Origin of the sequence: Myxococcus sp. AM010 (assembly GCF_013372585.1) — a bacterium.
In the GTDB taxonomy this organism is placed as follows: Bacteria; Myxococcota; Myxococcia; order Myxococcales; family Myxococcaceae; genus Myxococcus; species Myxococcus vastator.
In genome coordinates, this window is the sequence record NZ_JABXEO010000003.1 from 63,746 (window position 1) to 87,571 (window position 23,826).

Annotated in this window: 15 protein-coding genes and 1 pseudogene; 9 read left to right on the plus strand and 7 right to left on the minus strand. The window is 69.3% G+C overall.

Going from position 1 to position 23,826, the window contains the following annotated elements; all coding sequences use genetic code 11:
* Window positions 1-49: 49 nt before the first annotated feature.
* Window positions 50-2,149: a methyl-accepting chemotaxis protein gene (locus HV826_RS02750; protein ID WP_255207725.1), complete on the minus strand. Its 2,100-nt coding sequence runs from the start codon at window positions 2,147-2,149 to the stop codon at window positions 50-52.
* 315 nt (window positions 2,150-2,464) lie between these two features.
* Between HV826_RS02750 and HV826_RS02755 the strand changes: the two genes are divergently transcribed.
* Complete coding sequence (locus tag HV826_RS02755; protein WP_176415450.1) at window positions 2,465-3,334, plus strand: 2-oxo acid dehydrogenase subunit E2; 870 nt, start codon at window positions 2,465-2,467, stop codon at window positions 3,332-3,334.
* Window positions 3,335-3,356: 22 nt separating this feature from the next.
* Here HV826_RS02755 and HV826_RS02760 read toward each other — a convergent pair whose 3' ends face one another.
* Genes HV826_RS02760 through HV826_RS02770 form a run of 3 tightly spaced genes read right to left on the minus strand, consistent with a single transcriptional unit; the run spans window position 3,357 to window position 6,291 of the window.
* Entirely contained in the window at window positions 3,357-4,406 is a 1,050-nt protein-coding gene (locus HV826_RS02760; RefSeq protein ID WP_176415451.1) for an SUMF1/EgtB/PvdO family nonheme iron enzyme, read from the minus strand.
* Window positions 4,397-5,698, minus strand: coding sequence for a radical SAM protein (locus HV826_RS02765; protein ID WP_176415452.1), 1,302 nt, complete (start codon window positions 5,696-5,698; stop codon window positions 4,397-4,399). Before HV826_RS02765 ends, HV826_RS02760 begins: the two co-directional genes overlap by 10 nt.
* Complete coding sequence (locus HV826_RS02770; RefSeq protein WP_217917050.1) at window positions 5,695-6,291, minus strand: hypothetical protein; 597 nt, start codon at window positions 6,289-6,291, stop codon at window positions 5,695-5,697. Before HV826_RS02770 ends, HV826_RS02765 begins: the two co-directional genes overlap by 4 nt.
* A gap of 188 nt (window positions 6,292-6,479) precedes the next feature.
* Here HV826_RS02770 and HV826_RS02775 point away from each other — a divergent pair, with 188 nt between their 5' ends.
* The 6 genes and pseudogenes from HV826_RS02775 (at window position 6,480) to HV826_RS02800 (ending at window position 19,084) form a co-directional block, all read left to right on the plus strand.
* Window positions 6,480-8,543, plus strand: coding sequence for an alpha-amylase family glycosyl hydrolase (locus HV826_RS02775; RefSeq protein WP_176415453.1), 2,064 nt, complete (start codon window positions 6,480-6,482; stop codon window positions 8,541-8,543).
* Window positions 8,543-9,034, plus strand: coding sequence for a GFA family protein (locus HV826_RS02780; RefSeq protein WP_176415454.1), 492 nt, complete (start codon window positions 8,543-8,545; stop codon window positions 9,032-9,034). Before HV826_RS02775 ends, HV826_RS02780 begins: the two co-directional genes overlap by 1 nt.
* Before the next feature lie 87 nt (window positions 9,035-9,121).
* A complete protein-coding gene (locus HV826_RS02785) occupies window positions 9,122-9,823 on the plus strand; it encodes a Gfo/Idh/MocA family protein (RefSeq protein WP_368670825.1) in 702 nt (233 codons plus the stop codon).
* 134 nt (window positions 9,824-9,957) lie between these two features.
* Window positions 9,958-11,469, plus strand: coding sequence for an SDR family oxidoreductase (locus HV826_RS02790; RefSeq protein WP_176415455.1), 1,512 nt, complete (start codon window positions 9,958-9,960; stop codon window positions 11,467-11,469).
* Window positions 11,470-11,493: 24 nt separating this feature from the next.
* Window positions 11,494-17,965 (plus strand): annotated as a pseudogene (locus HV826_RS38230) (SDR family NAD(P)-dependent oxidoreductase).
* A 24-nt stretch (window positions 17,966-17,989) separates the two neighbouring features.
* Window positions 17,990-19,084: a fatty acid desaturase gene (locus HV826_RS02800; protein WP_176415456.1), complete on the plus strand. Its 1,095-nt coding sequence runs from the start codon at window positions 17,990-17,992 to the stop codon at window positions 19,082-19,084.
* A 19-nt stretch (window positions 19,085-19,103) separates the two neighbouring features.
* Here HV826_RS02800 and HV826_RS02805 read toward each other — a convergent pair whose 3' ends face one another.
* Window positions 19,104-19,655: a dihydrofolate reductase family protein gene (locus HV826_RS02805; protein ID WP_176415457.1), complete on the minus strand. Its 552-nt coding sequence runs from the start codon at window positions 19,653-19,655 to the stop codon at window positions 19,104-19,106.
* Window positions 19,656-19,899: 244 nt separating this feature from the next.
* On the minus strand, window positions 19,900-21,426 hold the full coding sequence (hutH, locus tag HV826_RS02810; RefSeq protein ID WP_176415458.1) for a histidine ammonia-lyase: 1,527 nt from the start codon (window positions 21,424-21,426) through the stop codon (window positions 19,900-19,902).
* A gap of 135 nt (window positions 21,427-21,561) precedes the next feature.
* Here hutH and HV826_RS02815 point away from each other — a divergent pair, with 135 nt between their 5' ends.
* Both HV826_RS02815 and HV826_RS02820 read left to right on the plus strand, forming a co-directional pair.
* Window positions 21,562-22,839, plus strand: a complete 1,278-nt coding sequence (locus tag HV826_RS02815) for an aspartate kinase (protein WP_176415459.1) — start codon at window positions 21,562-21,564, stop codon at window positions 22,837-22,839.
* Window positions 22,840-22,843: 4 nt separating this feature from the next.
* On the plus strand, window positions 22,844-23,260 hold the full coding sequence (locus HV826_RS02820) for a helix-hairpin-helix domain-containing protein (RefSeq protein WP_176415460.1): 417 nt from the start codon (window positions 22,844-22,846) through the stop codon (window positions 23,258-23,260).
* Window positions 23,261-23,364: 104 nt separating this feature from the next.
* Here HV826_RS02820 and HV826_RS36905 read toward each other — a convergent pair whose 3' ends face one another.
* Complete coding sequence (locus HV826_RS36905) at window positions 23,365-23,517, minus strand: hypothetical protein (RefSeq protein WP_255207723.1); 153 nt, start codon at window positions 23,515-23,517, stop codon at window positions 23,365-23,367.
* Between the last annotated feature and the right edge of the window lie 309 nt (window positions 23,518-23,826).

Consider the following 23,826-nt stretch of genomic DNA (forward strand, 5'->3'; position numbering starts at 1 on the left):
CGAGCCGTGGCCCCGAGGGCCGCCGGGCTCGGAGGTGGAGGCCGCGGAATCAGCGCGCCTGCGCCTGTGCCGCGGGCACGGAGAGGCCCTCCGCCTTGAGCGTCTGGCTGGCCATGCCGGACATGCTCTCCGCGAGCGACTGCACGGAGCGGGTGGCCTCCTGCGTCTCCTGCACCGTCTTCAGCGTGCGCTGCATCTGCCCGGACAGCTCCTGGATGGCCTGGGCCATCTGGTGGGTGCCCGCGTCCTGCGCGCTGACGGCGGCGGTGATCTGCCTCACGCTGGAGCTGGTGTCGCCGATGATGTCGGCCAGCTGCTGGAACTGCGCGCTGGAGGTCCGCACGGCGTCGAGGCTCAGCCGCACGCGCTCATCGCCCTTCTCACTGGAGCGGGCCGCCTCACGCATGCTGTTGCTGACGCCGTCGAGCACCTCGCGGATGCGGTGCGTGGCCTGGATGGACTGGTCCGCCAGGCCGCGCATCTCCCGGGCCACCACGCCGAAGCCACGGCCGCTCTCGCCGCTGCGCGCCGCCTCGATGGCGGCGTTGATGGCCAGCATGTTGGACTGGTCCGCCAGGTCCTTCACGGAGTCCACGATGCCGGAGACCTCGCGGGTGCGCTCATCGAGCGCGAAGATGCGCCGGGCCATGTCGGAGACCTCGGTGCGGATGGCCGCCAGGTCCGACAGCGTGCGCTCCAGGGCGGCCGTTCCCTCGCGGCCCACCTGTTCGGCGCTCTCCGCGGAGGCCGCGAGCGCGCTGGCCTTCTCCGCCGTCATCTGCGAGCTGCGGCGGATCTCCTTCACCGTCTGCTCCGCCTCCTGGAGCGCCACGGCCTGACGGCTGACGCCCTCGGTCTGCTCGTCGCTGGACGAGCGGAGCTGCTGCACCACCGTGGCGAGCTCGCCGGCGCCGTTGCCCATGCGCTCGGCCAGGTTGCGCACCTCCTGCGCGCGCGCCTCCAACTGGTGGGTGTGCGCCTCGAGCGTGCGCACCACCATGATGGAGCGGCGGGTGACGATGCCCAGCAGCGACAGCGTCAACGCGACGTAGCCCCAGTGCGTGACGTTGCCCAGCGACCAGCCCACCAGGCCGATGACGGGGAGGATGGTGAGGACAATGGAGATGACGAGCCCCGCGAAGCCGCCGACGAAGAAGCGCGCGTCCGGGTTGCCCATCCACGCCTGGGTGATGGCCACCGAGAGCACCACCAACAGCACCACCATCGCCATGGGGAGGTAGGGCACGAGGATGCGCTGCCCGATGCCCAGGTCCAGGAGCGTCGCCAGGGCGCACAGGCCCGCCACGGGCGAGAACACCATGGCCGCCTTCTGGAACCAGCCGCGCCGGTTGTCGAGCAGCGCGTCCGAGACGAACTCCATCAGACCGGCGACGAGCAGGAAGATGCCCACCGTGGTGCCCAGCGTCGCGCCAGCGGACGAACCCCACAGCGCCGTGGGCATGCCGCTCAGGCCCAGGAGGATCATGCCGCCGCTGGCCGCGGAGACCGCCAGGCCCGCCAGCATCCGCCGCCGCCAGTGGAGCGCGAAGGCGCCACCCGCGCCGAGCGCCACCGCCATCAGCAGGCAGCAGATGACGAAGGGCGCCTGGCCCTGGCGCGTCACGTAGACCAGCAGGTCATACCGCGAGCCCACCTGCGCGGCCTGGGCCACGCCGATGTTGGGATTGCTGGACTGGATGCGCAGCAGCACGCGCGTGCCCGGTATGTCGCGCGGCAGGGGCACGATGTGCCAGGACAGGTTCTCTCCAATCTCGTAGCTGTCCGGCCGGATCTTGCCGCTCGTGTAGATGTGCCGGCCGTTCGCGTACACCTCGAACGCGTGGGTGACCTCGCCCAGGTACAGCGCGGGCTCCGTCCAGCCGCCATCGGGGATGGGGATGCTGAGCCACATGAACTTGTGGTCGCCGCGTCCCTCCGGCGCCACGAGCGCGGGGGTGGTCCGCCATTCCTTTGAATCCCCCGTTTCCTTCGCCCACAGGGGCGTGCCATCGGAGCCCACGGGGGAGTCACCCCACCGGAAGCGCCACCCGTCGAGCACGTTGACAGGGGGGCCCGCCTCGGCCGCGTGGGCCGAGGACGTGAGGGCAAACATCAGCAAGAGGGCGGAACAGAAGCGGAAGCCAGCCATGGAGGGCGTATGGTCTTCCGCCTAGGCACTGAATGTAAATGGGTCTTCCCGACCTCTCGCGAGAATCGATTGACGTTGCTTGGAATTGACGTCCGCAGAGAGCGTGTCATGCAATGAATGCCGTGAATTTTATACTTCCAGTGAATTCTTCGGTCCGGCAGGTCGTGGATGAAGCGACCGACTGGCAGGGTTGTTCCTGGAAAGCCGGGGTTTGAACAGCGACCCGGTGCGTCATGTTGAGTCCGAGGCGGGCAGGGGCGTTGGCCGGGGGGCCCGCCCTTCCCTTGAGGTGGGCCATGCGGCGACACTGGGGCCATGGCGCATCTGGAGTTGATCCCCAAACGGGACCTGTCGAGCTTTCGCAAGCTTGCGATTGGAAGTTGGAAGACGGCGTACGACCCCACCGTGTACGGGACGCTGACGGTCCGCATGGACAAGGCGATGGCGTACATCGAGGCCTTCCGCCAGCGGACGGGCGTGCGGCTCACGGTGACGCACCTGGTGGCCAAGGCCATGGGAGAGGCGCTGCGCCGCTGCCCGGACGCGAACGCCATCCTCCGCTTCAACCGCATCTACCTGCGCCAGCGCGTGACGCTGTCCACGCTCGTCGTCCAGACGGACGGCGGCAAGGTGGACCTCACGTCGGCCCGCATCGAGGACGCGGACAAGAAGAACCTGAAGGAGATCGCCAACGACCTGGAGGAGGCGGTGCGCCGCGTCCGCGAGCGCCGGGACGTGGCCCTGGAGAAGGGCAAGGGCACCATCCAGAAGATTCCCTACCTGTTCCTCAACACCTTCACCTGGCTCTTGTCCTTCTTCATGTACACGCTGAACCTGGACATGAGCCGGTTCGGCATGCCGAAGGACGCCTTCGGGTCCGCCATCATCACCAACGTGGGCTCGCTGGGGCTGGACACGGCCTACGTCCCGCTGGCGCCGTACACGCGCGTGCCCATCTTCGTCGCGCCCGGCGCGGTGAAGGAGGTGCCGGTGGTGGAGGACGGCAAGGTGGTGCCGGGCAAGGTGATGAACATCAACGCCACGTTCGACCACCGCTTCATCGACGGGTTCCACGCGGGCGTGCTCGCCAACACGCTCCGGGAGATGCTGGAGAACCCGTTCGAGAGCTTCGACGCGCTTGCGGAGCCCGCTGATGCGGCTCCGGTCGCCGCCGCCGTGGGGTAGGGCGGCTCACGGGCCGCTCGCGTCACCTCCGCGAAGGAACCCGGACCAGGCGGAAGCCGATGTTGGGCGCCGCCCCGGTGGCGCTCGCGGAGCGGAAGCTGACGCGCAGGGCGTCCGCGCAGTCCGCCCACGAGCCGCCGCGCAGGACGTGGATGCGCTCGGGGATGTCCTCCCCCAGCACGCACAGGGGGGACGTCTTCGGCGAGCGCCGGTAGGAGTCGGCGTCGTAGTGGTCCTGGCACCACTGGCTCACGCCGCCCGCCATGCCGAAGAGGCCGTAGTCGTTGGGCGGGAAGGCGCGCATGGGGCGCAGCGAGAAGTCGTTGAAGCGGTCGAAGTCCGCGCGGCTCGCGTCCGGAGGTTCGTTCCCCCAAGGGTACGCGGCGCCCCGGAAGCAGCCCCGCGCCGCGCGCTCCCATTCGGCTTCGGTGGGCAGGCGATAGGTGACGGAAGGCGTGCTCAAGCGTCGCGCGAAGCCTTCCGCGAGCGAAGGGGCGACCGCGACCATGGGCTTCTGGTCATAGCGCAAGGGGCCCTCGCCCGCGCGCTCTGGCGTGCCGAACAAGTCCTGTGACGTCTTGACGACGCCGTCACCCGCTCTCCACCGAGTGTGGATGTCGTGGGCGTGCCAGTCACTGGCCTGCAGGGTGTCGTTCTCGCAGTACTGCAAACGAATCTTCGAGTCGTTGAAGTACTCGAAGCCGTCGGCGAATCCGCCGAGCTGTTCGTCCGTGGGGAACTCGGGCGGTTCGGGCCAGTCCAGGACGCGGGCGAAGGCGCTCCAGGACAGCGGCGTGTCACTCATCCAGAACGCGGACAACGTCACCGCGTGGGCCGGGCGCTCGTCCGGATCGCCGTCGTCGCTGCCCATGATGAACGTGCCCGCGGGGACATAGCGGAACACGAAGCCGTTCTCGATGACGGTGAGCTGCTCCAACACGTCCTGGAGCAGGGGCAGGACGTCCTCTCGCGCCTGCCAGGCGACCGCATCCAGCGTCGCGGCGGCGCCTTCCAGGTCTCCACTGGCGCGCTGGGCCCGAGCTTTCCCCAGCGCGGCCTGGATTACCGACATGCGCCCCCCTGTCCCCGCGCCGCGCCGAGCACGGGCAGTGGGTCTGACTTCTGGCCAGGGCCCTGAACCTGGGCCTGCCAGGGGTCCTCCGCGAACGCGGAGCCATTGTAGAACTGCGCACGCGCGCGGCAGCCTCCGGTGAAGCGGTCTCCCGCCTGCTTCGCGCGGAGGCGCTGGAAGGCCTGACCGTCACGCCAGATGTCCTCGAACGGCCGCGTCCGGATGTTGCCGGACTCGAAGGCCCGGCCCAGGAAGCTGCATGGATTCACGTTGCCCTGGACGGAGACGGAGGCCACCGTGTTCGCCGCGCCGCAGCCCGGGCCCTCCGTCACCACGCCGCGCAGCTCCTCCCTCGCTGAAGGACTGAAGGGGTCGAGCGCGAAGAGGTCCGAGTCTGCTTCGACGCGCTCCAGCCGCGTGAGCGCGTCCACGTAGCCGTCGAACGTGGGCATCAGCTCCGGGTGCCGGGTAGCGGTGCCGACGGGGTACAGCGGGCGGAAGACGGCGGTATGCGCGCCCACCCGCCGGGCCAACGCGACGCAGGCCTCGACTTCCGCCACGTTGTCGCGCGTCAGCGTGAAGGCGAGGGTGAAGCGCGCATGCTGGCCGAGCAGCGCGAGCTTCTCCATCACCCGGTCGAAGACGCCAGCCCCACGCACGGCATCGTTCGTCCCCGCCTGGGCGCCTTCCAGCGACACGTTCAGCCACACCAGCTCGCGCCTGCCGAGCTCACGCGCCCACCGTTCGTCGATGAGGAGCGCGTTCGTGGTGATGCAGGGGTGGAGCCCGTGGCCCGTCGCCGCGTCGAGGATGTCCAGCAGGTCCTTGCGCATCAGCGGCTCGCCGCCGGTGAGTCCCAGCCGGAAGCTGCCCAGTCCAGCGAGCTGCGCGAAGAGCGCGTCCATCTCCTTCACGGAGAGCGGGGACTGGTTGCGCGGCAGCTCCCCCGCGAAGCAGTGCGTGCACGTGAGGTTGCACGCGCCAATGACCTCCAGGTGGACGGCGAGCGGGCCCAGCAGGTGGTCGGGAGGGGGCGTCCGGTCGATGCGGGCCGCCGCGAGCCGGCCATCCAACCGCAGGTAGCCCTTCGTCGACAGATGCTGGACGAGCCCGATGACGGCGTCCCGGTCGTCATCTTCCGCATCGCCGATGACGTCGTCCGCGGTGTGCTCGGTGAGGCGGGTGAGCACGGCCGCCGCGGGTGCGTCGAAGGGCATGTAGCGAGAAGAGCGCCGGTCGAAGAGGAGGGCGCCGAAGTGCTGCGGAATGAGCACCAGGGAAGGGCGGCTCATTTGAAGCCCTCATCGTCCACGTGGAAGGACCACCGCACCCAGGCCTTCGTGGCGCTCGAAACCAGGCCCAGGCCCGTGGCGTCACCTTGCAGCATCTGCCACCGCCAGCGCTCGTTCGAATTCGGTTCGGGAACGGGCCGTTCCACCAACGGCGCGAACCCCGCGTCGGCGAAGTCTGGAAGGCGCCAGCCCTCGGGCGGTGGCCGTGTCGTGGCCGTCCAGCGGCCATCCGGCGCGGAGGCCAGCTCCGTGCGAACCGCGCTGGCGATCTCCGGGTTCAGCCGGGCCCGCATCAGGACGAAGCCCGCGTCGCCGGGACGATTCACTTCGAAAGACAGGACGTGCGCACCCGCGGTGACGTTCATCCGTTGCTCCACCAGGGGATTCCCATCGAGGAACAGGCCGTCCGGGACGCCTTTCACGTAGGAGGACAGCGTCAGGCCGATGGACGCGCCGGGCCTTCGCCAGCGAAGCACCACGCCGCCACAGCCCGCGGGCACCTCGCAATGGCTGTGGACCTCCAGCGCGAGCTGGCTCGACGTCTTGCGGTAGCGCGCCAGTGCATTGAGACGGAAGTCGTCCGAGTCCGACATACCGGCGTTCTACCGCGCGCCCTGCACCTCCGCGAGCCACGCCAGATCCGGGGATTCAAAGCATCCCTGGAAACTATCGGGTCAAATGTCGGACATCAGCGGAAAATTGCGCCGGGTGGACGCAACCTCGCCTCAGGCCAGCCGATACTCGGGGAGCCCCCACTCCTCGCACGAACAACGGCCGAGCCATGACCTCCCGGATCCATCAACCGAGCCGTCCCGCCACCGCCAGGTCCTCCGACTCCCAGCGCGCCGCTGAGCCGCGCGCGAAGGAGCGTCCAGGGGCGGCCACCCCCGTCGCTCCCCCGCGCGCCCCGGTGAAGGACTTCTTCGACGACGCCCGTCAGACGCGCAACGCGGAAGCCCAGCGGCACACCGCCACGTTGGCGGGCAGCCGCGGGACGGGCGCGCAGTCGCTGCCACACACCCCTGGGGCGCTGTTGCCAGAGCCCCTGCGGATGAGCGCCACCGCGGTGCCCACGCAGCCCTCCAGCCGCCCTGGCATGGGCGCCATTCCCTACGACGGCGGCACCCTGTTCCGCGTGTGGGCGCCCAACGCCCAGCGCATGCAGGTGGCGGGTGAGTTCAGCAACTGGCAGGCGGTGGAGCTGCAGCGTGAGCCGAGCGGCAACTTCTCGCTCGACGTTCCCGGCGCCAAGGCGGGAGATCAGTACCAGTTCGTCATCCAGGGCAAGCACGGTGACTGGCGCTGGAAGGGTGACCCGCGCGCCAATGACGTCACCAACTCCACCGGCAACTCCATCGTCGTCGACCACAACGCGTACCAGTGGAAGCACGACCACGACTTCCGGATGCCGCCCTGGAACGAGGCGGTCATCTACGAGATGCACGTGGGCACCTTCAACGACGAGCCCGGTTGGGGCCCCGGCAACTGGCAGAGCGCCATCGACAAGCTGGACCACCTCACGGACCTGGGCATCAACGTCATCAAGATGATGCCGACGGCCGAGTTCGCGGCGGACTTCAGCTGGGGCTACAACCCGGCCTATCCCAACGCGCCGGAGAGCGCCTACGGCACGCCGGACGACCTCAAGCGCTTCATTGACGAGGCCCACAAGCGCGGCATCGGCGTGGTCATGGACGTCGTCTACAACCACCTGGGCCCCAGCGACCTGCCGCACTGGGACTTCGACGGTGAGACGTACGGCAAGGGCGGCAGCTACTTCTACACGGACTGGCGCGCCAAGACGCCGTGGGGGGACACCCGGCCCGACTACGGCCGCCATGAGGTCCGCGACTACCTGCGCGACAACGCGATGATGTGGTTGCGCGAGTACCACATGGACGGCCTGCGCGTGGACGCCACCAAGGAAATCCGGATGGCGAGCGGCGTGGACAACCCCGAGGGGTGGCAGCTGCTGCGCGACATCAACGAGGCCGTCAACCGCGAGTTCCCCCAGAAGATCGTCATCGCCGAGGACCTGGGCGCCGACGGAGCCCTCACGCACCCGGACGGGGCGAACTTCGACAGCCAGTGGGACGCCAACTTCGTCCACCCGATGCGTGAAGCGCTGACGGCGTTCTCCGACAGCGACCGGGACATGAACGCCGTCGCTGACGCCATCCGCTTCAAGTACAACGGCAGCGCCCTCCAGCGCGTCATCTACACGGAGAGCCACGACGAGGTGGCCAACGGCAAGCAGCGCCTGCCCAGCGAAGTGGGGGGCTGGGACGCGGGGGGCTACCACGCCAAGAAGCGCTCCATCATCGGCGCCGCGCTCACCATGACGAGCCCCGGCATCCCGATGATCTTCCAGGGCCAGGAGTTCCTGGAGGACGGCCACTTCCAGGACGCGGATCCGCTCGACTGGAAGAAGAAGGAGACCTTCGCCGGCATCAACCAGGCGTACACGGACCTCATCAAGCTGCGGCGCAACTGGAACGACAACACCTCCGGCCTGCGCGGTGAGAACGTCAACGTCCACCACGTGAACAACAACGACAAGGTCGTCGCCTTCCACCGCTGGGACAAGGGCGGCGCGGGCGACGACACCATCGTCGTGGTGAACATGGGCGGCAAGCACCTGTCCAACTACGACCTGGGCCTGCCCGCCGACGGCACCTGGAAGGTGCGCTTCAACAGCGACTGGCAGGGCTACTCTGGTGACTTCGGAAACGCCCAGAGCTTCGACGTGGGCGGCCGGTGGAACGGCAAGGACGGCATGCCGGCCAGCGGCACCCTGAATAACCTGGGGCCCTATAGCGTGCTCATCCTCTCCAAGGACAAGTGATGAAACTCGAAGGCTCCTGCCACTGTCGCGGCGTGCGGTTCAGCGTGGAGACGCATCACCCGTCTCCCTTCATGCGGTGCTACTGCTCCGTGTGCCGCAAGACGCAAGGGGGCGGGGGCTTCGCCATCAACCTGTCGGGGGACGCGAGCTCGCTCAAGGTGCGTGGTCGGCAGCACCTCAAGGTGTACCGGGCGCGCATCCAGAATCCGGAGGACGCGAAGGCGCACAAGAGCAAGGGGCAGCGCCACTTCTGTGGCCGCTGCGGCTCCGCGCTGTGGCTGTATGACCCGACGTGGCCGGAGCTGATTCACCCGTTCGCGTCGGCCATCGACACGCCGCTCCCGGAGGCGCCCGAGCAGGTCCACATCATGCTCGAGTTCAAGCCGGACTGGGTGCCCGTCCAGGCGGGCAAGAAGGACAAGAAGTTCCAGCGCTATCCGAAGGAGTCCATCGCGGAGTGGCATCAGCGCCACGACGCGGAAGTGGACTGAGGCGGTCCGACGGGCCACTTGCTGTCCGGACGGGCGGCGCGGCGTCGCCCGGAGCGTGGGTTGTGGCGGGTGCCCCGGGGGCCCAGCGTGTCTCTCACACGCGGAGGCGACCAATGGCCCAACACCCGGCATCGCGCCTTCACCGAGCGAGCCGCCCGCGCGGGGGTGCACGTCCTCCGCGAGAAGCCCATGGCGACCTCAGTGGAGGACTGCGAGGCGATGATTCGCATCGCGGACGAGCGTCACGTCAAGCTGATGATCGCCTACCGGCTCCACTTCGATGATGTCGGCGCTACTGACGAGGAGCAGGACCCTCGCTTCAAGGGCGTGGATGCCACGGCCTTCGCGCTGATGCGCTTCTCCCAGGGCCGCATCGCGCAGTTCGGAATCGGCCACGCCGCGTCGGCGGTCTCCAGCTACCGCGTGGTGGGGGAGAAGGGCGATCTGCTCGTCGAGTCCGCGTTCGGCTACGAGAAGGAGCGCAAGCACGTCCTCACGTTGGAGGGCAAGACAGAGGAGCGCGTCTTCGCGACGCACGACCAGTTCGCGCCGGAGCTGCTCTACTTCTCGAAGTGCGTGCTGGAGGACCAGGAGCCCGGGCCGTCCGGCCGCGAAGGGCTCGCGGACGTGCGCGTCATCACCGCGATGCTGGAGTCCGCGAGGACGGGGCGCCCGGTGAAGCTGGAGGCCTTCCCGATGAAGCGACGTCCGTCCCTGGACCAGCTCATCGTCCGCCCCGCGGCCAGTCCGCCAGCGCCGGTGAACGCGCCCGCGCCAGCGCAAGGATGAACTTGCGTCCCCTGGAAATATTTCCCGCGTGCGCGCTTCTTCGTGCGCTGGATGTGCGGGGACATCCGCCTCCGCAAGTCGTGTCAGACCCCTGATGCATTCATTGCCGCGAACCGGGAAACCAGGGGACGGCCATGACAACCTACGCAGCTCATCAGGGTACCCACGCGGTCGAGCACGTTCTGGAGCGGATTCGCCGTTGTGCCGCGGACGTCACGCGGTACCCCGTGGATATCTTGACGGCGGACGCACAGCTCGAGGATGAGCTCGGCGTTGATTCCGTCAAGCTGGCGGAGATCGCGGCCGTGGTCGGGCGCGAGTTCAACATTCCGCCGGAGCGGCTGCCACGGGGCGCGCAGGCGCGGACGTTGGGCGCGATGGCGGACGTGGTGGCGCGGTTGCTCGCGGACGCGCGGCCTGCCGCTGTCGCGACGCCCCCACCGGCGCCTGTCGTGGCTCCCGTGTCCCTGGTGGCGTCAGCGGGCCCGCCAGAGGCGGACCTGGAGGCGCGGGTCCGTGCCGTCTTCGCTCGGGTGACGCGCTATCCGGAAGCGCTCTTGGCGCCGGAGGCGGACCTGGAGGACGAGCTGGGCATCGACTCGGTCAAGCAGGCCGAGGTGATGGCCGTGCTCATCAAGGAGCTGGGCCTGACCGATGCTCCGCAGCCTTCCCAGCGGCTGCGGACGATTTCCGCTATCTGCGACATGGCGCGTGCGCGGCTGGCGGTCGTGGCGCCGGTGGCCGTGCCCCCCGTGCGCGAGGACCGAGCGCCGCGTCAGTCGCCGCCGCCAGCCGTGCTGCCCTTCGCGGGGAAGGTCGCGTTCGTCACCGGCTCCGGGAAAGGGATTGGCAAGGTCATCGCGGCCCGCCTGGCCAGCGCGGGCGCGACGGTGGTGGTGAACTCGTTCCATTCCCGTGACGAGGGCGAGCGGACGGTTCAGGAGATTATTGACGCGGGGGGGAGGGCGTTCCACGCGTGGGGGTCGGTGGCGCAGGAGGAGCACCTGGACCGGATGTTCGCCAGCATCGAGGCGCAGTTCGGTGGGTTGGATTTCCTGGTGTGCAACGCGTCCAACGGCCTCATCGGACCGTTTGACCGGATTGCCCCGCGCGACTGGGACAAGGCGTTCCGTACGTGCATCACGGGGACCTATGAGTGCGCCATGCGCGCGCGGCCCCTGATGGCTCGGCGTGGAGGCGGCGGCATCGTGACGATGTCCACCTCCATGTCCCAGCGGTACATGCACGACCTGGGCTGTCAGGGCGTGGTGAAGGCCGGGGTGGAGTCGTTGACGCGCTACCTGGCCGCGGAGCTGGCGCCGGATGGCATCCGGACCAACTGCGTGTCCGCGGGACCGGTGCATGGAGAGCTGCTGCGCATGTTCCCCGACGCGGCGAGCCGGGTCACGCGCTGGGAGGCGGCCACGCCAGGCGGGGAGCTCTGCACCGCCGAGGATGTCGCCGACGTCACCGAGCTCCTCCTGGGGCCCAGGACGCGCCGGGTGAACGGCGCCATCTGGGTGGTGGATGCGGGGCTCTCCGGCACGGTGGACGGCCTGCTGCCGGACGCACGGCGTCCCGTGGCGCAGCGCTTGGCTCACCCCCATGACCACGACGTGCGAGCGCTCCTCGCGCTCGACTCCTGAACCCTCGTACCGGAGCCAATCGCCATGGGTTACTTCGCGGTCCCGTACGACATTCATTTCGATGACACGATGGCCTACGGGAGCCATCACTTCCTCACGAACTTCAAGTTTCAGTGTGCTGGGCGGGAGCACCTGCTCTTCAGCCCGGACGTGTTCGACGTGCCGGAGTTCCGGCGCGACTTCGACCAGGTGCTGCTGCTCACCTACGAGGGCTACTCGCGCAACCTGGCACCGGCCAACCTGGGAGACCGGTTGGTGGTGCTGACGACACTGGAGGAGCGGGGAGAGGTCTCCATCCGCTTCTGCTTCCGGACCTTCAAGAGCGATGGGTCGCCGGTGGCGTGCGGCTTCCAGACGGTGCTCTGTGCGGACCGGACGTCGGGCGCCCTGTGCTCTTTTCCCGCGTCCTTCCTGCGGTGCTTCGACTCCCTGTCGGGCATCTTCGAGCGCGCCGGGGCACGGAGCTTCCGGGACTGCGTCCAGCAGGGAGGCTCGGCGCTCAAGGACGTGTTTCCGGAGCCTCTCCGGGCGCTGGCGAAGTCGCTGCTCGCGGACCCGGCGTCCCTGGGGACGTCCCGCATCGTTTCGCTGGAGGGGGCGCCCGCGGCGCGTGCCGCCGCGCGGCCCGATGCACTGGTGCTGCCGCCGGGGGCGACGGCATTCCTGTTCGCCGGGCAGGGTTCGTTCGAGCCCGGGCTCTACCTCCAATTGAAGGCGCTTGAGCCTGACTTCGGAGACGAGCTTCAGGGGATCGCCGCCGCATGTCGGGCGGCCGGGGTGGAGGCGGAGCCGTTGCTTGTCGCGCGTGACGTCTCGGAGGTCCGGCGTGCGCTGGAACAGCGGCCTCAGCTCGACCAGCTGGGCATCTACCTGTCCGGCGTCCTGGGGGCTCGGTGGATGCAGCGTCAGGGGGCGCGGCCGGACGTGTTCGTGGGGCACAGCTTCGGGGAGATTGCCGCGATGACGGCGGCGGGTGCGCTCGACTTGAGCGCTGGCGCGCAGGTGGTCTGCCAGCGCATCCGGGCGCTTCAGGTGCTTCCCGACGACTTCGGGACGCTGGCGGCGGTGGCGCTCGGTGAGCCCGAGGCCGCCCGCGCCATCGCGGAGTGCGGCGCGTCGGGGTTGCACATCGCGGGACGCAATCATGCGCGGCAGACGGTGGTCGCGGGAGCGCGCGGTCCGCTCGAGCGTCTCCGCGCGCTGCTGGAAGGCCGGGGGCAGGGCTTCACCTTCGTTTCGAGCCGGTACCCCTTCCACCATCCAGACCTGGCGCCAGCCGCGAAGGCCTTCCGCGAGCTGCTGGGCCGTGTGCCCATGCAGGCGCCGCGTGGCCGCGTCTATTCGCCCATTGAGCGGCGCGCCTATGTGGGCGGGCAGCCAGAGTTGGCGGATGCGCTCGCATCGCACCTGGTGCGCTCGTTCGATTTCCTGGGGACGGTGGAGACGCTGTCCCGCGCGGGGTGCACGCGCTTCGTGGACTGCGGAACCACGGGAGTCCTGGCGCGCATCGTCCAGAAAATCATCCCGGCGGAGACGGCTGCCGAGGTGAGCGTCATCAGCAAGCTGCTTCCGGTTGAACCGAAGTCCGTGGATGTCGCCGCGGTCGACGACAGCGGCATTGCCGTGGTGTCGCTGGGCTGCATCCTCCCCGGGGGAGCGAAGGACCCGGAGACGTACTGGCAGAACATCCGGAAGGGCATCAGCGGCATCGTCGACCAGGGCCTGCTGAAGCCCGAGTTGGTGACGGACTTCGCGGGCCCCGCGGGGACTCCAGACCGGACGTACACCCTGCTGTCGGGGTGTGTGCGGGACGAGGACCTGGTCCCGCCGCCGGGCTTCGACTCGGCGCGTTTCCAGCGGTACGTCCGCGAGCAGAAGCTGCTGGCCATCGCCCTTTCGCAGGCCGTGCAGGGACTGAAGCCCATGGCATTGAAGGCGCCCGCGCGCATCCAGTGCCTGCTCGGTTCGACGGCGGAGGGGTCGGCCGAGTACGACGCCGCGCTGAGCGTGGAGGCTGGGGAGGCCCTGCTGTGCGCCCGGGGCGAGCGGGTTCAGGACGTCGCGGCGCTCGCGAGCGCGGCCCGTGAGGCATTTGGGGTGGACGCCATCTCCAGTGACCTGGCGCCGCATCCCACGTTGCAGGCCGTGGTGACGGACGTGGTGGGGCAGGGCGTCGCCACCACGCTGCTGGACGCTGCTTGTGCGTCGTCGCTCTATGCCATGGCGCTGGGCATGAAGGCGATCGAGCGTGGGGACGCGGACCTGATTCTCGCGGGCGGCGTGTTCTCGCCGGGGCCTGGCAACAGCTGTCTGTTCTCCCAGTTCAACGGACTGTCCGCCACGGGGAGCCGGCCCTTTGACGCGCGCGCGGACGGCGTCATCTTCGGTGAAGGCGCGGGCGTCGTGGGGCTGATGCGCTTGAAGGACGCCGTCGCGGCGGGGCACCGGGTCCATGCCGTCATTCGCGGCGCGGGGCTCTCCAGTGATGGCCGGAGCAGCTCGGCGAACGTGCCCCGGTCGGAGGGGCAGGTGGCCGCGATGGAGGCGTGCTATTCGGGAGCCCAGGTTGACCCGGCGAGCGTGCAGTATGTCGAGGCGCACGGGACGGCCACTCCCGCGGGGGACGCCACCGAGCTCAAGTCGATTGCTCGCGTCTTTGGTGGCAAGCGCAGCGGCGTTCAGCTCGCCAGCGTCAAGGCGTTGATTGGCCACGTGGGCTGGGCCGCGGGTGCCGCTTCGGTCATCAAGCTGTGCAAGGCGATGGAGCATCGGACCTTCCCGGTGCAGTCCAACTTCGATGCGCCCGGTGCCGCGCTGCGAGCCATGGGGCCGGGCTTCGAGGTGAACACGCGCGAGCAGCCCTGGCCGGAGAACGGCGAATTGCCTCGTCGTGCCGCCACCAACGGTTTTGGCTTCGGCGGAACCAATGCCCACCTGGTGCTGGAGGAGTACCGGGGGGCCTTCGTCAGCGCCGAGGTCGCGCGAGGGCATCCCGTCGGACGCCGAACTCGTGGTCGTGGCCGCGGAGGGATTGTTCCCGGATGGACGCGGGCGACCCGAAGCAGGTGTTCCCGTCGAGCCAGGCACGCGCTTCGACCTGCAGGCACTGCGCCTGCCGCCCACTGTGCGCCTGCTGCCCGACATCTCCGAGGACATGGATGCGACGCATCACCTGGGGCTCGTGGTCGCGAGTGCGCTCGTCCAGAAGCTGGGGACGTTCGACACGCTCCGCGCGGGGACGGCCATCGTGTTGGGGCTCGAAGGCAAGACGCGCCGTGGCGTCGAGGCCGTCCAGCGCGTCCTGTCCTTCACGCTGCAACGGCGCTTGCGGGAGAAGGCTCATCGCGAGCCAGCGTCCGCCGCGGTGCTGCCCCTGGCGGAGCGTCTTCACTCCGCGGTGATGGGGAGCCTCCGTCCCTCGGGGCCGTACACGCTCCAGGGGATGATGCCGAACGTCACGCCCGGCCGTGTCGCGGGGGCGCTCGACGTCAAGGGGCCCAACTTCGTGGTGGATGCGGGGGCGGCGTCGTCTTCGGCGGCGCTCCAGGCTGCGCGAGGGCTGCTGGAGAGCGGCTTCGAGCTGGTCCTCGTGGGCAGTACGCACATCGGCAGGCCGGGTGAACTCAGGGGGGCACAGCCGCCCGAGGAAGGCGCGGCGCTCTTCGCCGTGACGACGGCGGAGAAGGCCCGAAGGCTCGGCTTGACGCCCATGTGCCACCTCCGGCTTTCGACTCGTGGCGCGAAGGGGGCGGGTGCGGGTGTCGACCTGCCACCGCACTCGGCGGCGGAGAGCCTGGCGTTGCTGCGCGCCGTCCAGGCGGCGGCGGAGGGCCGTGCTGGCACGCTGCGGTTCCACCCCGATGCCGCGACGGGTGTCCGGCTGGAAGTGCAGCTCCGGCCGATATCGCTTCGGACGCATCCTGATGCCGTGACGGACGGCCGAAGCGAGCTGCCATCCCGGCCACCAGAAGGAATAAGACTGGGTGCCTCCCGTCCCGTTGAATCCGCGTCGTCACCAGTCGACGGCGCCTCGGGAGGCTTCGACCATGCCGCGCCCATTCAGTACCTGTCGCCCGTGCTGGTGGAGCGGCCAGCTCGGAAGACGCGGCCGTCATATCTCAGAGGTCGTCGGGTGCTGTTCATCGCGGAGGACGTGACACTCGCGCGCGAGCTCGCGGCCCGGGCCGATGCCCTTTGTGGAGCGGAGCACCTGATTCTCTGCCCGGGAACAGGTTCGGATTCGGGACGCCTCCGGTACGTCGACCTCACGACTGACGCCTCAGCGGAGGCCGGACTGGCCGCGTCTGGCTTCGAGCCCGAGGTCATCCTCGCGGTCAGCCGCAGCGAGGCAGGGGCGCTCGAGGCCGCGGTGGTCGCGGACACCGCGATGAAGCACGGGGCCCTGGAGTTGCTCTTCCTGGTCGCCCGTCGCGCGTATGAGCGCCTGTCTCGTGGTGAAGTGGAGCTGGTGAGCCTGTGCATTGGCGCGGTGGGTCCACGGCGATGCCTGCATCCAATGTCGGGACTGTTCGCGGGAATGCTCAAGTCCATCGGGCGGGAAGTGCCTGCCCGGAAGGTTCGGGCCATCTCCACCACGGCCATGCCGGTCCAGGAGGCGCTCGAGCTGGCCGAGGCTGAGCTGGGCTCGGAGGTGGACGGGAATCACTCCATCGAGGTCTGCTTTGATGGTCCGCTGCGCTGCGTCCGCGTGCTGCGGGTGACGGACATCACGGCGGACCCGGTGGCGACGCTTGATTCGCGCTCGGTGGTCCTGCTCACGGGCGGAGGGCGGGGCGTCACGGCGGTCCTCGCGGGGGCCCTGCTCAAGCGGTTTGGATGCAAGGTGGTGCTCGTAGGCCGGAGTGACCCGGATGAGGCACCCTTGCGCGTGCTCCAGGCCCGTGAGGAAGACCTGCCGGCGGTGGAGCGGGAGTTCTACGCCTCGGAGCTGGCCAGCAACCGGGGCGTGCGCATGCCAGCGCTGCGCAAGCGCTTCGAGCGCTTCCTGGCCGCTCGCGAGCTGAAGGCCACGCTGGAGGGCCTGAGCCGGCTCCCGGGCGAGGTGCTCTACCGGGCCGCGGACGTGACGCGCGCGGCGGACGTGGATCGCGTGGTCCAGGAGATCGTCGATACGCATGGGCGGCTGGACCTGGTGGTGCATGGGGCGGGCACGCAGACGTCCAAGAAGCTGAACCGGAGGCAGCTCGGGGAGCTGCGCACGAACCTGGGCACCAAGCTGCTGGGGCTCCGGAACCTGCGGGAGGCCTGCGTGGGCCGGCTCGCGCGGCCGGTGCCGTTCCACGTCCTCACCTCCGCGTTCAGCTACATCGGGAATGACGGGCAGGCGGACTACGGCGCGGCGAACGAGGCGCTGGACCGGCTCTGCGCCTGGGTCAGCGACGCGAGCCAGGAGGTCCGTTGGTGCAGCGTGGGCTGGCTGGCCTGGGACGGAATCGGCATGACGCGGGGCTCGGAGTACCGCGTGCTCGGGGCCAGCCGGCATCTGCGTGGCATCCGAGCGGAGGAGGGCGAAGCGCTCTTCCTCCAGCTCGTGGATGGGCGGCCTCGACAGGCCATCAACGTCCAGCTCACGGAGAGCGAGCGTTCCTACTACGCACTGGAGGTCCTGCCCGCGGAGGAGTCGCGTTCCGCGTCGGCTGGGCCCGTGCAGCGCGAGCTGGTCGTGGACGCGGCGAGTGTGCCGTGCCTGGAGGACCACCTCGTGCGTGGCACGCCCACGTTGCCTGGGGCCTGGGCGTTGGACCTGATGCTGCAAGCGGCGGTGGGCAACGGGCGGCCGGAGCTGCGCACCGTCACCATCGAGGACGTCCGGTTCTCGCGCTTCATCCGCGTCAAGCCGGGGGGCCGCCAGCGCCTCCGCGCCGAATGCACGCCCCTCATCGATGTGCCCGGACGTCTTGGCGTGCGGGTCCGGCTGATGGGGGACATCGTCCATGCCTCGGGGGTCGTGCTGGAGAAGGACCTCGTCTATGCGGAGGCGCGGTTCACGCTGACGGCGGAGCCGCCTCGGGGTACGCCGGAGCTGGATGCGGCGGTGCCGTCGGGACAGGCACTGCGGGTCCACGACCCGCACTGCGCCGCGGGAGCGCCCATCGAGCTGCGGAAGATGTTCGACTGCCTGGAGGAGATTCACATCGAGTCGTCGGCCCGGTTCGCGCGGCTGGGGCTGCCGACCGAGCCGCGTCAGGCGGGCAGCACCGTGCCCGCGCTCGTCCTGGATGCCGCCTTGCGGCTGAGCGCGATGCACGTGGATGGGGAGTCGAGCGCGGTGTTCGCGCCCATCCAGTTCCAGCGGGCCACGTTCGACCGGAGCCTGGTGGACGTCCGGGGTGGCGCGCCGCTTCGCCTCTCATTGAAGGCTCTTCCGCCGCGAGTGGATGGCGACCTGCTGGAGTGCGGCAGCGTCGCGGCGCTCGACGAGGCGGGGCGGCTTCGGATGTTGCTCGAGGGCGGCCTTGCGCGGCCCATGGCTTGAGACCTCCTACCTTCGGGTGAACGCATGAGTTCTTCGATTCCGCAGGCGGGCTTCATTCCCGCCGATGACCCCCGGCGGCTGCGGTCCGAGCTGCGCCGGGTGATGCCGCCGGAGTCCTTCCAGCCGCAGCCCCTGCGAGGCGTCATCGCGCTCGGGCTGGTTCCGGTGATGGGGGGCTTGATGTGGGCCGCGGGAAGCGGGCGGCTGCCGTGGTGGGCGTGCCTGCTCATCTCGTTCGTGCTCGGGCAACTGGTAACGGCCGTGGGGCTCGCGGCGCATGAGGCGCTGCACCACGCGGTGTTCCGCAGCAGGGCGCTCGAGAGTCTCCTGGGCTGGGTGGGCTTCAGCCCATTCCTGGTGACGCCTGGGAACTGGCGGGCGTGGCACGTCCAGGCACACCACAGCGCGGCGAACGTCCTGGTTCGCGACCCGGACATCCTGCCGCGTCAGAGTGAGTGGCGGACCCAGTGGTTCGCCAAGGTGTTCCACGCGATGTCCCCGGGTTCGGGCTCGTTGCTGAGCTTCGTCAGCTTCAGCTTCTTCTTCACCGCGCAGGGACAGGCGTTCCTCTGGCACCACAGCCGGCTGCCGCAGTTCCAGCATGTGCACATGCACCGGACGCGGGAGCGCATCCTCACGGTGCTCGTGACGCTGGGCTGGGTCGCGGTGGGCTGGTGGATGGGTCCGCTGGGGGCGCTCTATGCGCTCATCCTCCCGCTCCTCATCGGCAACGTCACCTTGATGATCTACATCGCCACCAACCACTGGCTGCTGGCCGCGCACGAGGAGTCCGACAACCCCTTCGTGAACACGGCCAGCGTGGCGACGCACCCGGTGATGGACTGGCTGCACTTCAACTTCAGCCACCACCAGGAGCACCACATCTTCCCGGCAATGAGCCCGAAGTTCGCGCCGCTGCTTCGTAAGCAGCTGCGCGAACTCAACCCCGAAGCGTCGCAGGTGTACCCGCACCTGCACGCGCTTCGGATGTTGTACCGGCGCCCGGCGCTCTATTCCGAGGATGGACAGACGCTCATGACGTCAGAGGGGACGCCGTCGATTCCCACGGACGAGCTACGCCGCCAGCTCAAGGCCCCGGAGGTCGCCAGCGCCCGCTAATCCTGCTCGTGGTGTACCCCTACGCTGCTCCATAGGTGAGCACCAGGTTTCCACAGCGGAACGCGCGCTGCTCCAGGAGCCGCAGCTTGCATGGCTTCGTGAAAACCGTGCGCCCGCCACCCAGCGCGACCGGGACAATCACGAACTGGTACTCGTCCACGAGCCCTGCCTCGCCGAGTTGCGTGGCCACGCTGCCGCTGCCGAGCAAGGTGATGCCGGGCCCACCGCTCGCTTTGAGGGCGCGCACGGCCTCAATCAAATCGCCCTTCAGGAGCTGCGTGTTGCTCCACGTCGGCTGGATCGTCCTCGACACGACGAACTTCGCCGCGGCGTTCATGCCCTTGGCGACGACCGGCATCTGCTGCATTGCGAGCGGCGTCGGCCAGTACGCCTCCATCATTTGGTACGTCTTGCGGCCGAACAGCAACGCGCCGCGCGAGCGCGCGTTACTCCCAACCCAGTCGGCGAACTCAGGATCCTCCCGGCCAGCGTGCGCCCAGCTCATGTCGCCGCGAGCGTCAGTGAAGTACCCATCGACCGAGATCGATTCGAAGACCCGAAGTCGCTGCATCCCTGCCTCCCGTGGAGGGAGGCATACTTTAGAAATATCTTGATTGAAAAGCGTCCGCGACGAATGGCCCCGCGTTGGCGCATGCGGTGCCGCGCACGGGCCCCGCCCGTCATCAAGCCTTCCGGCACGACGTCCACCGGACGGCTACGCCGAACGTGAAGTGAATGGCCTGGATGCAACGAGCGGAGGTGCTCGGATCCAGGCCTTCACCAGCGGTGGGCGCTCGACGTTTTTCGTCCTGGCATCAGGCCGTGGCGGAGCGCACCGCCGCGAGCAGCTCGCCGGAGTCGACGAGCTGGGTCACCGCCTCGATGTCCCGGTGCAGCTCGCGGTCCTTGTCCATGTGGGGGACCTTCGAGCGGACCAGCTCGTACGCCGCGAGGGCGCCCTTGCCGGGCTTCAGCGGCAGGCGGAAGTCCAGGGCCTGCGCCGCCACCAGGATTTCAATCGCGAGGCACGAGCGGGCGAAGTCGCTGACCTGACGGCCCTTGAGCGCCGCCGTCATGCCCATGGACACGTGGTCCTCGCGGCCCGCGGACGACGGAATCGAGTCCACGGACGCGGGGTGGCTCAGCACGCGGGACTCGGCCACCAGCGCCGCGCTGGTCACCTGCGCGATCATGAAGCCGGAGTTCAGCCCGGAGTTCTTCGCCAGGAACGCGGGCAGGTTGGACAGCGCCGGGTTCACGAGCTGCTCCACGCGCCGCTCGCTGATGGACGACAGCTGCGTCAGCGCCATGGCCACCACGTCCATGGCCAGGGAGATGGGCTGGCCGTGGAAGTTGCCGCCCGACACGATGCGCTCCGTGTCCGCGAACACGAGCGGGTTGTCCGTGGCGCTGTTGACCTCCACCTCCAGGATGCGTCGGGAGAACGCGATGCCCTCACGCGCCGCGCCGTGCACCTGCGGCATGCAGCGCAGGGAGTAGGGGTCCTGCACCTTGCTGCAGTGGATGTGTGACTCCACCAGCTCGCTGCCCACCAGGATGCGCCGCAGGTGCGCTGCCACGTCCTTCTGGCCCGGGTGCGCGCGCACGTCGTGAATCTCGGGGATGAAGGGCTTGTGGCTTCCCAGCAGGCCCTCCAGCGTCATGGCGCCCGCGACGTCGGCGAGGTCCGCCAGGGACTCCGCGCGGAGCTGGAGCAGGGTGCCCACGGCGCACATGGCCTGGGTGCCGTTCACCAGGGCGAGGCCCTCCTTGGCCTCCAGCACCACCGGCTGCAGGCCCGCGCGCTCCAGCGCCTGCTTCGCGGGCATCCGCTGGCCCTGGTAGAAGGCCTCGCCTTCGCCGATGAGGACGAGCGCCAGGTGCGCCAGCGGGGCCAGGTCTCCGGAGGCGCCCACGCTGCCCCGCTCGGGGACCACGGGCACGACCTCCCGGTTCAGCATGTCCAGCGCCAGGGCCAGCGTCTCCATGCGGATGCCGGAGTAGCCCTTGGCGAGCACATTACAACGCAGCAGCAGCAGCGCTCGGGCTTCCGGCAGGGGGAGGGGCGTGCCGACGCCACAGGCGTGGGACAGGATGAGGTTGCGCTGGAGGTCGCGCAGGTCCTTCTTGTCGATGCGGACCTCGGCCAGCGTGCCAAAGCCGGTGTTGATGCCGTAGGCGGGCGTGTCTCCGGCGGCGACGCGGTCCACCAGGGCACGCGAGGCCCGCACGCGGGTGGCGGCGTCGGGCGACAGCTCCACGGTGGCCTCGTTGCGAGCCACCTGGAGGATTTCCTCGAGCTTCAGGGTGTCACCGTCGATGAGGATACGGGGGCGCGACATTCGGGGCTCCAAGGGGTGCGGCGAAAGGGCGGGCACCCTAGCGTAAACGGGTGCGGGGGTGCTGGCCGGCGCTTTACACCCAGCGGCCGGGCTCGTATAGCTCCCGCCCGTCTGAAGAGGGAGGTTGCAGGCGCCGTGGCACTCATCGTCCAGAAGTATGGCGGTACCTCCGTAGGTGACGTGGCCCGCATCAAGAACGTGGCCCTTCGCTGTCTGGCCGCCCAGGAGGCCGGGCATGACGTGGTCGTCGTCGTGTCCGCCATGTCCGGCGAGACGAACCGGCTGCTGAAGCTGGTGACGCAGATCACCGACCGGCCGGACGAGCGCGAGCAGGACGTCGTCGTGGCCACCGGTGAGCAGGTCACCATCGGCCTGCTGGCCATGGCCATCCACGCCCAGCAGGGGAAGGCGACCAGCTTCCTCGGGCACCAGGTGCGCATCGTCACCGACAGCACCTTCTCCAAGGCGCGCATCAAGAGCATCGACGCGCAGCCCATCCGCGCCGCGCTGGCCCGGGGGCACATCGTCGTGGTGGCGGGCTTCCAGGGCGTGGACGAGTCCGGCAGCGTCACCACGCTGGGCCGTGGCGGCTCCGACACCACCGCCGTGGCGGTGGCCGCCGCGCTGAACGCGGACGCCTGTGAAATCTACACGGACGTGGACGGCGTCTACACGATCGACCCCAACATGGTTCCGTCCGCGCGCAAGCTGGACCGCATCACCTACGAGGAGATGCTGGAGCTGGCCAGCGTGGGCGCCAAGGTGTTGCAGATCCGCTCGGTCGAGTTCGCCATGAAGTACAAGGTGCCGCTGTGGGTGAAGTCGTCCTTCACCGACGACCCCGGCACCCTCGTGTGTGAGGAGGACAGTTCCATGGAGGATGTGCTGGTCCGCGGCGTCGCGTATGACCGCAACGAGGCGAAGATCATGGTGTGCGGTGTGCCGGACGTCGCGGGCGCCGCGGCGAAGATCTTCGGTCCGCTCAATGAGAAGCACATCGTGGTGGACCTCATCGTTCAGAACCCGTCCAAGGATGGCCGCACGGACGTGACCTTCACCGTGGGCAAGACGGACTTCGTCACCGCGCAGGAAGTGGTGCGGAAGGTCGCCGAGGAGATTGGCGCGTCCGGCATCGAGACGGACGGGGACATCGCCAAGGTGTCCATCGTGGGCGTCGGTATGCGCAATCACTCGGGCGTGGCGGCGCGGATGTTCCAGGCGCTGTCCGCCGAGGGCATCAACATCCAGATGATCTCCACGTCGGAGATCAAGGTGTCGTGCGTGGTCCACGCCAAGTACACGGAGCTGGCCGTGCGCGCGCTGCACACCGCCTTCGGGTTGGATCAGCCGATGCCGCCGGAGGGCGTCTCCGCCGTCTCCGAGACGGCGGCCCTGATGGGCGAGAAGGTCTGAGGGCGTGGCGAGCCGCACCGCCGCGCTCGCCGCCGTGGCGCTGGGGGTGTTGGGCGTGGGCGTGATCGCACGCCTGCGCTGGCCGGATGCGGCGCCCGCGTTGGACTGCGCCGCTGCGTCAGTGCGGATCCGTCCGGATGGTGTGGCCGTCTGCGGTGACGGCGCGGTGCCGACCGGGGCGCAGGCGCTGGCCCTGGGGCGTCCGTTGGACTTGAACTCGGCGACCGAAGAGGAGCTCGCCCTGCTCCCAGGCGTCGGGCGTTCCCTGGCGCGGAGCCTCGTGGAGGCTCGCGAGGCGCAGGGCGGGTTCAAGAGCTGGGATGACGTGGATGCCGTCCGTGGCGTGGGTGCTGCCAAGTTGCAGACCCTCCGGGCGGCCGCGGCGCTTGGAGCGCCTCCGGACGCCGGGCCCGTGTGGTAAGCACGTCGGGTGCAGATCTCGTGCCCTCAGTGCTCGATGCAGTACGTCCTCGACTCCCGCCTGCTGCCACCGGGCGGCGCCTCCGTTCAGTGCACGCGCTGTGGTCACGTGTTCAAGGCCGCGCCACACGGCGCGCCGCCGCCCTCGCTTTCAACGCCGGCGGTGACGGGCGGGGCGGCGCCCGCGCGCTCGAGCATGAAGTCCACGCAGCTCTTCGGGGGGACGCCCCCTGGCGCCACGGCGGGTGCGTCCGTCACGACGACGACGCAGGTGTTCGGCGCGGGGGCCGCGGAGCGTCCGGCGCAAACACCTTTGCCGGGGGCGCCAGCGGGTACGACGCAGTCGTACGGTGCGGTGACCTCGAAGGGGCAGGGCGCCGACAACGCGACGCAAGCGTTTGGAGCGGTGCCTCCCGTTGGAACCCCGCGGACCGTCGGGGCCGCTCCGGCAGCGAGCAACGCGACGCAAGCGTTCGGGGCGGCGTCCCCAGTGGGCAGGACGCAGGCCTTCGCCGAGGTGCCGGGCCCGCGGCATGCAAGCAACGCGACGCAGGCATTCGGCGCGGT